The 12,770-nt window shown below is 62.0% G+C and carries 11 protein-coding genes; 6 read left to right on the plus strand and 5 right to left on the minus strand.

Translation table 11 applies throughout. The features are described 5' to 3' along the window. The first annotated feature begins 17 nt into the window (after positions 1-17). From KW062_RS28380 to KW062_RS28400, 5 genes are all read left to right on the plus strand, one after another. Positions 18-356, plus strand: a complete 339-nt coding sequence (locus KW062_RS28380; RefSeq protein WP_027616914.1) for a hypothetical protein — start codon at positions 18-20, stop codon at positions 354-356. 111 nt (positions 357-467) lie between these two features. After that, positions 468-2,249 (plus strand): GspE/PulE family protein, encoded by a 1,782-nt coding sequence (locus tag KW062_RS28385; RefSeq protein WP_105753614.1) that lies wholly within the window; start codon positions 468-470, stop codon positions 2,247-2,249. Between the two features lie 70 nt (positions 2,250-2,319). After that, on the plus strand, positions 2,320-3,240 hold the full coding sequence (locus KW062_RS28390; RefSeq protein ID WP_027616912.1) for an SPFH domain-containing protein: 921 nt from the start codon (positions 2,320-2,322) through the stop codon (positions 3,238-3,240). Positions 3,241-3,250: 10 nt separating this feature from the next. Next, on the plus strand, positions 3,251-3,700 hold the full coding sequence (locus tag KW062_RS28395; protein WP_027616911.1) for an NfeD family protein: 450 nt from the start codon (positions 3,251-3,253) through the stop codon (positions 3,698-3,700). 72 nt (positions 3,701-3,772) lie between these two features. After that, on the plus strand, positions 3,773-4,087 hold the full coding sequence (locus KW062_RS28400; RefSeq protein ID WP_027616910.1) for a DUF2388 domain-containing protein: 315 nt from the start codon (positions 3,773-3,775) through the stop codon (positions 4,085-4,087). A gap of 70 nt (positions 4,088-4,157) precedes the next feature. Here the strand turns inward: KW062_RS28400 and gcvP are convergent, their stop codons facing one another. Continuing rightward, a complete protein-coding gene (gene gcvP, locus KW062_RS28405) occupies positions 4,158-7,031 on the minus strand; it encodes an aminomethyl-transferring glycine dehydrogenase (protein WP_105753613.1) in 2,874 nt (957 codons plus the stop codon). Between the two features lie 151 nt (positions 7,032-7,182). On the opposite strand from gcvP, the gene KW062_RS28410 reads away from it, so the two are divergent. Continuing rightward, positions 7,183-8,322, plus strand: a complete 1,140-nt coding sequence (locus tag KW062_RS28410; protein WP_105753612.1) for a DegT/DnrJ/EryC1/StrS family aminotransferase — start codon at positions 7,183-7,185, stop codon at positions 8,320-8,322. A gap of 44 nt (positions 8,323-8,366) precedes the next feature. Here KW062_RS28410 and gcvH read toward each other — a convergent pair whose 3' ends face one another. From gcvH to KW062_RS28430, 4 genes are all read right to left on the minus strand, one after another. Continuing rightward, complete coding sequence (gene gcvH / locus KW062_RS28415) at positions 8,367-8,750, minus strand: glycine cleavage system protein GcvH (protein WP_105753611.1); 384 nt, start codon at positions 8,748-8,750, stop codon at positions 8,367-8,369. Between the two features lie 51 nt (positions 8,751-8,801). Continuing rightward, positions 8,802-9,884, minus strand: a complete 1,083-nt coding sequence (gene gcvT, locus KW062_RS28420; RefSeq protein WP_105753610.1) for a glycine cleavage system aminomethyltransferase GcvT — start codon at positions 9,882-9,884, stop codon at positions 8,802-8,804. 155 nt (positions 9,885-10,039) lie between these two features. Then, on the minus strand, positions 10,040-11,656 hold the full coding sequence (locus tag KW062_RS28425) for an ABC transporter permease (protein ID WP_027616905.1): 1,617 nt from the start codon (positions 11,654-11,656) through the stop codon (positions 10,040-10,042). A gap of 102 nt (positions 11,657-11,758) precedes the next feature. Continuing rightward, entirely contained in the window at positions 11,759-12,760 is a 1,002-nt protein-coding gene (locus tag KW062_RS28430; protein ID WP_027616904.1) for an extracellular solute-binding protein, read from the minus strand. Positions 12,761-12,770: the final 10 nt, after the last annotated feature.

Consider the following 12,770-nt stretch of genomic DNA (forward strand, 5'->3'; position numbering starts at 1 on the left):
CGCCCTGGAGACCGACCATGCCCCCGCTCGAAGCTGTCAGCAACCCACCTGTCCGCGCCGATGTCTGGCACGCAGCCAACACCCATTGCCAAGTCCACTACCAATTGCTCGCCGAAGCCGAGCCAGACCTGCTATGCCGGGCGCTGAACCTGTTTGCCCTGCAATTCCTCGTGCCGCTGCAGGTCAACGTGCAGCGTCAGGACGACCTGTTGGCCCTGGACATCGTGATCGACGGCTTGAGCTGGCATCGGGCCGAAGTGATCGCGGAAAAACTCCGTAACCTGATCAGTGTCTGCTCGGTGGAACTCACAACCACTGACTCTCACCGGGATGTAGCGATACTGGCGACCGGCTGAAGACCGCAGAAAAACCTCGCAACGCTTGATCCGGGCGTACCGCCAAGGCTGCGTCGGGGGATATCTATCCTTGCCAATCGATGCTCTACATCGTTTCCACAAGGAGTGCGGATGTCCTCTCAACTCGCTACCCCGGATCGCTGGCTGGATCTCAACGAACTGCTGCGCGCCTTGATCGCTCAAGGGTTCCTCAGCCAAGAGGCGGCCGAACAGACGCTCAGCGCCCGACGCGACCCAGCCAACAGCCAATTACACCCACTGGAGTTTCTTGCCAGCCAGCAACTTGCCGACCGCCACCGACCGGGCCAACACCTGGATCTGGAAAGCCTGACCCTGTGGCTGGCGCAACAGGCCGGCCAGCCCTACATGCGCATCGACCCGCTAAACATCAATGTCGCCCGGGTCACTCCGCTGATGTCCTATGCCTTCGCCCAGCGCCACAAAATCCTCGCCGTGGCGATCGATCGCCACGCAGTGACCGTCGCCAGCGCACAGCCTTACGTTCGCGGCTGGGAAGCCGACCTGGCCCATGTGCTGCAACTGCCGATCAAGCGCGTGCTGGCCAATCCGGCCGACATTCAGCGCTACAGCGTCGAGTTCTATCGCTTGGCCAAGTCAGTCAGCGGTGCCAGCCTGGCGGATCATGCAGCGACCGTCGGGGGCAACTTCGAGCAGTTGCTCAACCTTGGCGCCAGCGACCAGGAGCCCGACGCCAATGACGCGCACATCGTCAACATCGTCGACTGGCTGTTCCAGTACGCCTTCCAGCAGCGTGCCAGTGATATCCACATCGAGCCCAGGCGCGAACAGGGCACCGTACGATTTCGCATCGACGGCGTGTTGCACGTGGTCTATCAATTTCCGCCTCAGGTCAGCGCGGCGATTGTCAGTCGCCTGAAAAGCCTGGGGCGGATGAACGTTGCCGAAAAGCGCAAACCCCAGGACGGCCGCGTCAAGACCAGGACTCCGGAAGGCGGCGAAGTGGAGCTGCGTTTGTCGACCCTGCCCACCGCGTTCGGGGAGAAGCTGGTCATGCGCATTTTTGATCCGCAGGTACTGCTCAAGGACTTCAATCAACTGGGATTTTCCGCCGACGATCTACGTCGCTGGGAAGACATGACGCGCCAGCCCAACGGCATCATTCTGGTCACCGGCCCGACGGGATCGGGCAAGACCACTACCCTCTACAGCACCCTGAAACAACTCGCGACGACCCAGGTCAATCTGTGCACCATCGAAGACCCGATCGAGATGATCGAACCGGCATTCACGCAAATGCAGGTCCAGCACAGTATCGAGCTGGGCTTTGCCAGCGGAGTGCGCGCGCTGATGCGCCAGGACCCGGACATCATCATGATCGGTGAAATCCGTGACCTCGAAACCGCCGAGATGGCCATTCAGGCAGCGCTTACCGGGCACCTGGTGCTGTCGACCCTGCATACCAACGATGCGCCCAGTGCCATCAGCCGTTTACTGGAATTGGGCATCCCGCACTATCTGATCAAGGCGACCCTGCTCGGGGTCATGGCCCAGCGTCTGGTGCGCACCCTGTGCCCACACTGCAAGGTGCCACTGGCATTGTCCGACAGTGACTGGCGCAGCCTGACTCACCCAAGACCGCTGGCTCCGCCCACCAACGCACATCGCGCCACGGGTTGTCTGGAGTGCCGCAACACGGGTTACCGCGGCCGTGCAGGTGTCTACGAAATCATGCAACTGAGCGAGCGCCTCAAAGCCATGCTCAACCCGGCTGTCGATATCCAGACCATCCGTTACCAGGCGCTCAAGGACGGCATGTGCAGCCTGCGCGAGGCCGGCGCGGAAAAAGTCGCCAAAGGCCTGACCAGCATCGACGAAGTCCTGCGGGTGACGCCACATCCTGAACGGAAGTAAAGCGTGTCGCGGACAAGCACCCACCGCTACACTCAGGCCTGCACCTTCATTGACTGAACAGGGATATTTCATGCAAACCGGTAGCGTACTTCTGCTTTTCGTTGGCTTGGTGGTGGCCATTTTGTTCATGGGGTTCAAGGTGGTTCCCCAGGGCTATCAATGGACCGTCGAGCGATTTGGCCGATACACCAACACCCTCAAGCCAGGCCTGAACATCATCATTCCGGTGATGGACCGCATCGGTCGCAAGATCAACGTGATGGAAAGCGTGCTGGATATTCCACCGCAGGAAGTCATCACCGCCGACAACGCCACGGTGCAGATCGATGCCGTGTGCTTCTTCCAGGTGGTCAACACCGCACAAGCGGCTTATGAGGTGAACAACCTCGAACACGCCATTCGCAACCTGCTGCAGACCAATATCCGCACTGTACTGGGGTCGATGGAACTGGATGCCATGCTCAGCCAGCGCGACGGTATCAACGAAAAACTACTGCGCACCGTGGATGAAGCGACCGCGCCCTGGGGCATCAAGATCACCCGGATCGAAATCAAGGACATCAGCCCGCCCGCCGACCTGATGGCGGCCATGTCCGGGCAGATGAAAGCCGAGCGGATCAAGCGCGCGCAGATCCTGGAAGCCGAAGGCCTGCGCGCCTCGGCGATTCTCACCGCCGAGGGCAAGAAGCAGGCACAGATCCTCGAAGCCGAAGGCAGTCGCCAGGCAGCATTTCTCGAATCCGAAGCCCGTGAACGCCAGGCCGAAGCAGAAGCCAAGGCCACCCAGGTGGTGTCTGAGGCGATCGCCAACGGCAACGTCCAGGCAGTGAATTACTTCGTCGCGCAAAAATACATCGACGCCCTCGGCAAACTGTCTTCGGCCAACAACAGCAAAGTCATCCTGATGCCGCTGGAAGCCAGCCAGGTGATCGGCGCGGTCGGCGGTATCGGCGAGATCGTCAAGGCCACGTTCGACAGCAAGAAGGCCTGAGGCGCGATTTATGTGGGCATTCCTGCAACAGCTTTCATTCTGGGACTGGCTGGCACTGGGCACTGTGCTGTTGATTCTCGAAGTGTTCGGTGCCGGCGGCTACCTGCTGTGGATCGGCTTGGCGGCCGCCGCCGTCGGCGTGCTGACTTTCGTCATTCCCGGCCTGTCATGGGAGTGGCAGTTCCTGCTGTTCGGCTTGCTGTCGATCTTCACCGCCCTGTACTGGTGGTATCGCCAGCGCAGTGCAGTGCGGACCAGCGACGAGCCGAACCTCAACCTGCGCGGCCAGGAACTGCTGGGCAAGGTGTTCGTGGTGCATCAGGCGATAGTCGACGGGCGCGGCAAGATCAAGGTGGCTGATGGCGTGTGGATGGCCAGGGGGCCGGACACTCCCGAGGGCGCCAAAGTACGGGTAGTGGGTTTGGATGGTGTGGTGATCGTCGTCGAGCATCTGGATTAGCCGGCGCGGAACAAAATCGCCCTTTGCCAATCCAAACGGCCAGTTCTTCCCAACCCGATGGAGTCACCCTAAATGCGCGTCAAACTGGCCGCCGCTACCCTTGCCCTGCTCTCGCTGAGCGCCGGGTCTGCCATGGCCGATACTTTCTGGAGAAACGTGATTTCCTCCGGTGCGACCACGGCTTCCACCTACCTGACCTCCAAGGATCACAAAATGATCGCGGCGGCCCAGGACGACGCCAGCAGCTTCGTCGCCAGCGACGGCGCCATTCGCGGGCCGTTCCTGGAGTCGGCCATGCACCAGGTGCGCGCCGAGCACCCGGGTCTGCAGGCCAGCGATATGGAATTGGCCAACGCGATTCTGGCGCGTAATACCACCACCGAGTAATGCTGCTTTTTGCAGGAGCGAGCAAGCTCGCTCCTGCAGTGGTTTCCAGCCCAAGCCCAGTGCCATTCCTTCAGCGATATTCATCCACCGGCACACACGCACAGTACAAATTCCGATCGCCATACACATTGTCCACCCGATTCACCGTCGGCCAGTACTTGTGCGCCCGAGTGTGGGCGTCCGGCGTCACGGCCTGCTCGATGCTGTAGGGCCTATCCCAGACCCCCGTGATATCCGCCAGGGTATGGGGCGAGCGTTTCAGCGGATTGTCATCGGCCGGCCAGGTGCCGTTCTGCACCTCGCTGATTTCCGCGCGAATGCTCAACATCGCATTGATAAAGCGGTCCAGTTCCGCCTTGGACTCACTTTCAGTCGGCTCGACCATCAAGGTACCGGCCACCGGAAACGACATGGTGGGCGCGTGGAAGCCGTAATCCATCAGGCGTTTGGCCACGTCTTCCTCAGTGATCCCGGTCAGCGCCTTCAGCGGCCGGAGGTCGAGGATGCATTCATGGGCCACCCGCCCGTTGCGCCCGCTGAACAGCACCGGAAATGCGCCGGACAACTGTTCGGCCAGGTAGTTGGCGGATAGGATCGCCACCTCGCTGGCATCCGCCAGTTGCGGGCCCATCATGGCGATGTACATCCAGCTGATCGGCAAAATACTGGCACTGCCCCAGGGCGCGGCGCTGACCGCACCGTTCTGCGGATCCGGCCCGTCCAGCGGCACTACCGGATGATTGGCGACGAACGGCGCAAGATGAGCGCGAACTCCGATCGGCCCCATCCCTGGCCCGCCACCGCCGTGGGGAATGCAAAAGGTCTTGTGCAGATTCATGTGTGAGACGTCGGCACCGATGTCCGCCGGCCGCGCCAGGCCGACCTGGGCGTTGAGGTTGGCGCCATCCATGTACACCTGACCACCATGACTGTGGATAACTTCGCAGATCTCGCTGATGCCCTCTTCGTACACACCGTGGGTCGAAGGGTAAGTCGCCATCAGGCAGGCCAGTTTGTCCCCCGCCGTCGCGGCCTTGGTTTTCAGGTCTTCCAGATCGACGTTGCCGGCCTCGTCGCACTCGACAATCACTACCCGCATCCCGGCCATTTGCGCCGAAGCCGGGTTGGTGCCGTGGGCCGATGCCGGGATCAGGCAAATATCCCGCGCACCTTGCTGACGGCTCGCGTGGTACTTGCTGATCGCCAGCAGCCCGGCGTATTCGCCCTGAGCCCCGGAGTTGGGCTGCATGCAGATCGCGTCGAATCCGGTGATCGCGCACAACCAGCTCTCCAGCTCACTGATCATCAAGCCATAGCCCGTCGCCTGCTCCTTCGGCGCAAAGGGGTGCAGGTTGGCGAAGCCCGGCCAGGTGATCGGGATCATTTCGGCGGTGGCATTGAGTTTCATGGTGCAGGAGCCCAGCGGGATCATCGACTGGTTGAGCGCCAGGTCCTTGTTCTCCAACTGTTTGAGGTAGCGCAGCATCTCGGTTTCACTGTGATGGGCGTTGAACACCGGATGGCGCAGGTACGTGCTGCTGCGCAGCAGGCTGGCCGGAATCCCGGACGCCAGCGGCTCGTCATCCAGCTCGGCGACCTCCAGCCCGTGGTCAGCCCCCAGGAACACGTCGAACAGCTTGGCCACGGTGCGTTCGTCACAGCTCTCGTCAAGACTCAGGCCGACCTGGCCCCGGCCCAGTATCCGCAGGTTGATCTGCGCCGCCTTGGCGGTTTCAATAATGGCGGTCTGACTGCCGCCCACCTCGAGGGTCAAGGTGTCGAAGAACTGCTGGTTGAGGCGCGTAATACCGTTGCGCTCAAGGCCGGCGGCGAGGATGCAGGTCAGCCGGTGCACCCTTTGCGCAATGCACTTGAGCCCCTGCGGGCCGTGGTAGACCGCGTAGAAGCTGGCGATGTTGGCCAGCAGCACCTGAGCCGTGCAGATGTTCGAGTTGGCCTTCTCGCGGCGAATATGCTGCTCGCGGGTTTGCAGAGCCATGCGCAGGGCGACATTGCCACGGGCATCTTTCGAGACACCAATGATCCGCCCGGGAATCGCCCGCTTGTACTCCTCACGACTGGCAAAAAACGCCGCATGCGGGCCGCCATAGCCCATCGGCACGCCGAAACGCTGAGACGAACCGAACACCACGTCGGCGCCCATTTCACCAGGCGGCGTCAGCAACAACAGGCTGAGCAGGTCAGCCGCGACGCAAGCCAGTGCCTGCTGGGCGTGCAGGTGATCAATCAGCGGCCGCAGGTCGCGGATCTCGCCGTGGGTATCGGGATACTGCAACAGCGCACCGAACACCTGGTGCTGCGGCAAGTTATCCACAGCGTCGACGATCAATTCGAAACCGAAACCCTGAGCCCGGGTTTGCACCACGGAAATGGTTTGCGGGTGACAGTTCTCATCGACGAAGAACAGATTGCTTTTGGACTTCGCCACCCGCTTGGCCAGCGCCATGGCTTCCGCGGCGGCCGTCGCCTCATCGAGCAGCGAAGCATTGGCCAGATCCAGGCCGGTCAAATCGATGGTCAATTGCTGGAAATTGAGCAGGGCTTCGAGCCGGCCCTGGGCAATTTCCGGCTGATAGGGGGTGTAGGCGGTGTACCAACCGGGGTTTTCCAGCACGTTTCGCAGGATCACCGCTGGCGTCAGGGTCCCGTGATAGCCCATGCCGATAAGGCTGGTCCAGACCTGGTTCTGCTCGGCATAGCCGCGCAGCTTTGCAAGCGCCGCCTCTTCGTCCAACGCCGGCGGCAGTTCCAGCGCACGATTGAAGCGAATGCCCGGCGGCACTGTCTGCTCGATCAATTCGACCCGGCTGCCGAGCCCCAGGCTGTCGAGCATCGCCTGTTGTTCAGTGGCGTCCGGCCCCAGGTGGCGGCGCAGGAAGGCATTGGGGTCGCGTAACTGGCTCAAGCTGGGCATTTGGGACATGACGGGCTCTCTCTTGATTGGCGCTCAGCGTCTGTTCAACTCGGTTCAGGCAGCATAGCTGCCCTGTGCGCAGGGTATGGTGTCTTCGGCCAATCGGAGCCATTCTGTTGCGCGTCTCGCCTACGTCCGCCCATCAGGTGCCCTGATCGTCATGAGCCAACTGCCTTTTCTGCCGTTTTCCAAACCTGTCATCGATGAAGCCACCATCAGCGCGGTCGGCGATGTCCTGCGCTCCGGCTGGATCACCAGCGGGCCCAAGGTCCAGGCCTTTGAAGCGCAACTCTCCGAGTTTTTCGGCGGCCGCCCGGTGCGCACTTTCAATTCCGGCACCTGCACCATGGAAATCGCCCTGCGCATTGCCGGTATCGGTGCCGGTGACGAGGTGATCACCACGCCCATCTCCTGGGTGGCAACCGCCAACGTGATCCTCGAAGTCGGGGCGACGCCGGTGTTTGCCGATATCGACCCGATCACCCGCAACATCGATTTGGACCAACTGGAAGCCGCGATCACCCCGTGCACCAAAGCCATCATTCCCGTGTATCTGGCCGGTTTACCGGTGGACATGGCGCGCCTGTACGCGATTGCCCGCAAGCATGGCCTGCGGGTGATCGAGGACGCCGCCCAGGCGCTGGGTTCCAGCTGGAACGGGCACCGGATCGGAGCCACCGGGGATTTCATTTCGTTCAGTTTCCAGGCGAACAAGAATGTCACCTGCTCGGAAGGCGGCTGCCTGGTCCTCAACACGCCTGAAGAGGCGCGACTGGCAGAAAAGTACCGCCTGCAAGGGGTGACCCGTAGCGGCTTCGACGGCCTGGATGTCGACGTGCTGGGCGGCAAATTCAATATGACCGACATCGCTGCCGCCATCGGCCTGGGTCAGTTTGCCGGGATAGAGGCGATCACCGCCCAGCGCCGGATGCTGGCCAAACATTACTTTGAGTGCTTCGGCGACGATTTCGAGGCCCGTTACGGTGCACAGTTGCCGCCGGCGGACTTCACCCAAAGTAACTGGCACCTGTTCCAATTGGTCCTGCCTGAACGCACCGATGGTCTACCGGCACGCGCCACCTTCATGGAGAAAATGCAGGAGCTGGGAATTGGCATCGGCTATCACTACCCGCCGATTCATCTGCTGAGTCTGTACCGCGAACGCGGGTTCAAGGAGGGGATGTTCCCGGTGGCCGAGCGTGTTGGCCGGCTGATCGTGTCGTTGCCGATGTTTTCGACCATGAACTCGGGCGATGTCGAGCGGGTGGTGGCAGCGGTAAAAACCGTACTGCAGCGCTGATGGAGGTTGGCGCAGGAGCCGACTGAGCGGCTCCTGCGTGCGCATCACTCGCCGATAGCGGCCTTGTAGCCGGCGGCGTCGAGGAGTTTTTCCAGGTCGGCCGGGTTGCTTGGCTTGAGCTTGAAGATCCAGGCGCCGTAAGGCTCGGAGTTGAGCAACTCTGGACTGGCGCTCAGATCTTCATTGACGGCGATCACTTCACCGGCAACTGGCGAGTAGATGTCCGAAGCGGCCTTGACCGACTCCACCACACCGGCCTGGTCGCCAGCGCCGAATACATTGCCCACTTCAGTCAGTTCGACAAACACCACGTCGCCCAACGCCTCCTGAGCGTGATCGCTGATGCCTACCGTGACAGTGCCATCCGCTTCCAGGCGCGCCCATTCGTGACTTTCGGCAAAACGCAGGTCGGCAGGGATATCGCTCATGTTCTGTGTCCTCAAGAAGAAATGTCAGCGGTGCTGGCCCGCCGGAAATGGTTAGATCAAGGTTTTGCCATGCCGCACGAAGGTCGGTTTTACCACCCGAACCGGGTACCACTTGCCACGGATTTCCACTTCTGCGCGGTCGGCGGTTGCCATCGGCAATCGCGCCAGGGCAATCGATTTGCTTAGCGTAGGAGAGAAACTACCACTGGTGATCTCTCCTTCGCCAACATCAGCGATGCGCACCACTTGGTGCGCACGTAAAACCCCGCGCTCTTCGAGCACCAGGCCGACCAGTTTGTGCTGTACGCCAGCCGTACGCTCGGCTTCCAGTGCGACCCGGCCGATGAACGGACGAGCGGCGGGATCCCAGGCAATGCTCCAGGCCATGTTCGAGGCCAGCGGTGAAACATCCTGATGAATGTCTTGGCCGTAGAGGTTCATTCCAGCCTCCAGGCGCAAGGTGTCGCGGGCGCCGAGGCCGATGGGCGAGATCCCGGCGCCGACCAGGTCGTTGAAGAACGCCTGGGCCTGATCGGCCGGCATGGCAATTTCCAGGCCGTCCTCGCCGGTGTAGCCGGTACGGGCAATGAACCAGTCGCCGTCGTATTGACCTTCAAAAGGCTTGAGTTGCTGGATCAGGACGCCACGGGACTGGCTGACCAGCTCGGCAATTTTCTGCCGGGCATGCGGCCCCTGGATCGCCAGCATTGCCAGGTCGCGGCGCTCGTGCAGGTGTACCTGGAACTGGCCGATCTGCGCCTGCATCCAGGCCAGGTCCTGATCACGGGTGGCGGCGTTCACCACCAGGCGGTAACCGTCTTCCTGGCGATAGACGATCATGTCGTCGACGATGCCACCACGCTCATTGAGCATGGCGCTGTACAGGGCACGGCCGTTGCTGTGCAGGCGCTCGACATCATTGGCCAGCAGATACTGGAGCCAGGCCTTGGCCTGTGGGCCGCTGACATCGATCACGGTCATATGGGAAACATCGAACACCCCGCAATCGCGGCGCACCTGATGGTGTTCCTCGACCTGCGAGCCGTAATGCAGTGGCATATCCCAACCGCCAAAATCGACCATCTTCGCGCCGAGGGCGAGATGAAGGTCATACAGAGGCGTACGCTGTCCCATGGGTTTCTCCTTCCGGGCGTGGCGAAGGTGCGAACAGGTGCTATCGGGGTGAAAGCCTCAGAATAGAAGGCTTTCAGCCAATTTCAGCTACCCGGTCTGAAGGACGATCCGCACCGAATGCCGCGCATTGTAGCCGCAAGGTGTAGTACTGGCACCTAACCGATGCGATGAGCCGAACGGCGGATCAAGCCAATGACCGGCAACAGTCCCACCAGGATCAGGGTCAAGGCCGGCAAGGAGGCGCGCGCCCACTCCCCTTCGCTGGTCATTTCGAAGATCCGAACGGCCAGCGTGTCCCAGCCGAACGGGCGCATCAGCAGGGTGGCGGGCATTTCCTTGAGCACATCGACGAACACCAGCAGCGCCGCGCTAAGGGTCCCGGGCAGCAGCAATGGCAGATACACTTTGAAAAACAGTCGCGGGCCACTCACTCCCAGGCTGCGGGCGGCTTCGGGCAAGGATGGACGAATCCGCGCCAGGCTGTTTTCCAGCGGTCCGTAGGCCACCGCAATAAACCGCACCAGATAGGCCAGCAACAAGGCTGCCACGCTACCCAGCAGCAACGGCTTGCCGGCCCCACCCAGCCAGCTCGACAAGGGCACCACCAGCTCGCGGTCCAAATAACTGAACGCCAGCATGATCGACACCGCCAGCACCGATCCCGGCAAGGCATAGCCGATATTCGCCACGCTGATCCCGGAGCGAATGGCCCGGGTCGGCGCCAGGCGGCGGGCGAACGCCAGGACCATAGCCACGCTGACGGTGATCAGCGCCGCCATGGCGCCCAGGTACAAGGTGTGCAGGATCAGCGCGGAGTAGCGCTCGTCGAGGTCGAAACGGCCACGCTGCCAGAACCACGCCAGCAACTGCAGCAACGGGATCACGAACGCGCAGGCGAACACCAGGCCGCACCAAGTGCTCGCCGCCAGCGCCTTGAACCCACGCAAGTGATACAGCGCCTTGCCACGCGGCCGCTCATTGCTCGCGCGACTGGCGCCACGGGCGCGTCGCTCGCCGTACAGCAGCACCATCACCACCAGCAGCAACAGGCTGGCCAATTGGGCGGCGCTGGACAGGCTGAAGAAGCCGTACCAGGTCTTGTAGATTGCTGTGGTAAAGGTGTCGAAGTTGAACACCGACACCGCACCGAAATCCGCCAGAGTCTCCATTAGCGCCAGGGCCACACCGGCACCGATGGCCGGGCGCGCCATGGGCAGGGCCACACGCCAGAACGCCTGCCATGGCGATTGCCCGAGCACCCGCGCCGCTTCCATCAGCCCCTTACCCTGAGCCAGAAATGCAGTTCGCGCCAGCAAGTAGACGTAGGGATAGAACACCAGCACCAGGACCAGGATCACCCCGCCCGTGGAGCGCACCCGAGGCAGGCGCAAGCCGCTGCCGAACCATTCGCGCAGCAGGCTTTGCACCGGGCCGGAGAAGTCCAGCAGGCCGACGAACACGAACGCCAGGACATAGGCCGGAATCGCAAAAGGCAGCATCAGCGCCCAATCCAGCCAGCGTCGCCCGGGAAACTCGCACAGGCTGGTGAGCCAGGCCAGGCTCACGCCCAGCAAGGTCACGCCGACGCCGACCCCGAGGATCAGGGTCAGAGTGTTGCCCAGCAGGCGTGGCATCTGGGTGTCCCACAGGTGCGACCAGATCTGCGCATCGACGGATTGCCACGACAGCAACAGGACGCTCAGCGGCAGCAGAACCAGGGCGGCGACGGCGAAAACCAGCGGATACCAGCGGCGTTGGGCGGGATGGGCCACAGGGCGAGATCTCAAGCAGAGGAAACAGGCAGCACGGGGATGAAGAAGACAGGCGCCCAAACAAAACGCCCCGCTAGTGCGGGGCGCAGTATACCGGCTGACTCAATTCCAGCCAGCACGGTCCATCAAGCGAATGGCCTCGGCCTGACGCTTGCCCGCCACTTCAACCGGCAGGGCGTCCGGGACGAACTGACCCCAGGCGGCCACTTCGGCCGACGGTTTCACGCTTGGGTTAGCTGGAAATTCCTGGTTGACGTCGGCAAAGATCTTTTGCGCCTCAGGCGTGGTCATCCACTCCACCAGCGCCTTGGCGGCTTCCGGGTGCGGTGCGTATTTGGTCAGGCCGATGCCTGACAGATTGACGTGCACGCCACGGTCAGCCTGGTTCGGCCAGAACAGTTTGACCGGCAGATTCGGGTTCTGCTGGTGCAGGCGGCCGTAGTAGTAAGTGTTGACGATACCGACGTCGCACTGCCCGGCGGCGATCGCCTGCATCACGGCGTTGTCATCGGAGAACACGTCGGTGGCCAGGTTATTTACCCAACCCTTGATGATCGCTTCAGTCTTGGCTTCGCCATGGGTTTCGATCAGCGTGGCGGTCAGCGACTGGTTGTAGACCTTCTTCGCCGTGCGCAGGCACAGGCGGCCTTCCCACTGTTTGTCGGCCAGGGCTTCGTAAGTGGTCAGTTCACTCGGCTTGACCCGGTCGGTGGAGTACACCAAGGTCCGGGCACGCAGGCTCAGGCCGGTCCAGGCATGGGATTTGGCGCGGTATTGCTGGGGAATATTGGCATCGATGGTTTTCGAGGTGAACGGCTGCAGGATACCCATTTGCTCGGCCTGCCAGAGGTTGCCGGCGTCGACGGTCAGCAGCAGGTCGGCGGTGGCGTTCTCACCTTCGGCCTTGATGCGCTGCATCAGCGGCGCTTCCTTGTCGGTGATGAACTTCACTTTGACACCGGTTTTCTCGGTGTAGGCATCGAAGACCGGTTTGATCAGCTCGTCGATGCGCGAGGAGTAGACCACCACCTCGTCGGCAGCCTGTGCCGTGGTGCCAATCAGGGTCAGGGCAAGGGCGGTCAGTAGACGCTTCGGTGCCAACATGGGAGCGGTC

The organism is Pseudomonas fluorescens (assembly GCF_019212185.1).
Lineage (GTDB): Bacteria > Pseudomonadota > Gammaproteobacteria > Pseudomonadales > Pseudomonadaceae > Aquipseudomonas.

Bases quoted from the DNA above. Each gene is read 5' to 3' on its own strand.
- KW062_RS28410 (WP_105753612.1), top strand. From the start codon at position 7,183: ATGAGCCAACTGCCTTTTCTGCCGTTTTCCAAACCTGTCATCGATGAA.
- KW062_RS28430 (WP_027616904.1), bottom strand. From the start codon at position 12,760: ATGTTGGCACCGAAGCGTCTACTGACCGCCCTTGCCCTGACCCTGATT.
- KW062_RS28400 (WP_027616910.1), top strand. From the start codon at position 3,773: ATGCGCGTCAAACTGGCCGCCGCTACCCTTGCCCTGCTCTCGCTGAGC.
- KW062_RS28390 (WP_027616912.1), top strand. From the start codon at position 2,320: ATGCAAACCGGTAGCGTACTTCTGCTTTTCGTTGGCTTGGTGGTGGCC.
- KW062_RS28380 (WP_027616914.1), top strand. From the start codon at position 18: ATGCCCCCGCTCGAAGCTGTCAGCAACCCACCTGTCCGCGCCGATGTC.
- gcvH (WP_105753611.1), bottom strand. From the start codon at position 8,750: ATGAGCGATATCCCTGCCGACCTGCGTTTTGCCGAAAGTCACGAATGG.
- KW062_RS28385 (WP_105753614.1), top strand. From the start codon at position 468: ATGTCCTCTCAACTCGCTACCCCGGATCGCTGGCTGGATCTCAACGAA.
- gcvT (WP_105753610.1), bottom strand. From the start codon at position 9,884: ATGGGACAGCGTACGCCTCTGTATGACCTTCATCTCGCCCTCGGCGCG.
- KW062_RS28395 (WP_027616911.1), top strand. From the start codon at position 3,251: ATGTGGGCATTCCTGCAACAGCTTTCATTCTGGGACTGGCTGGCACTG.
- gcvP (WP_105753613.1), bottom strand. From the start codon at position 7,031: ATGTCCCAAATGCCCAGCTTGAGCCAGTTACGCGACCCCAATGCCTTC.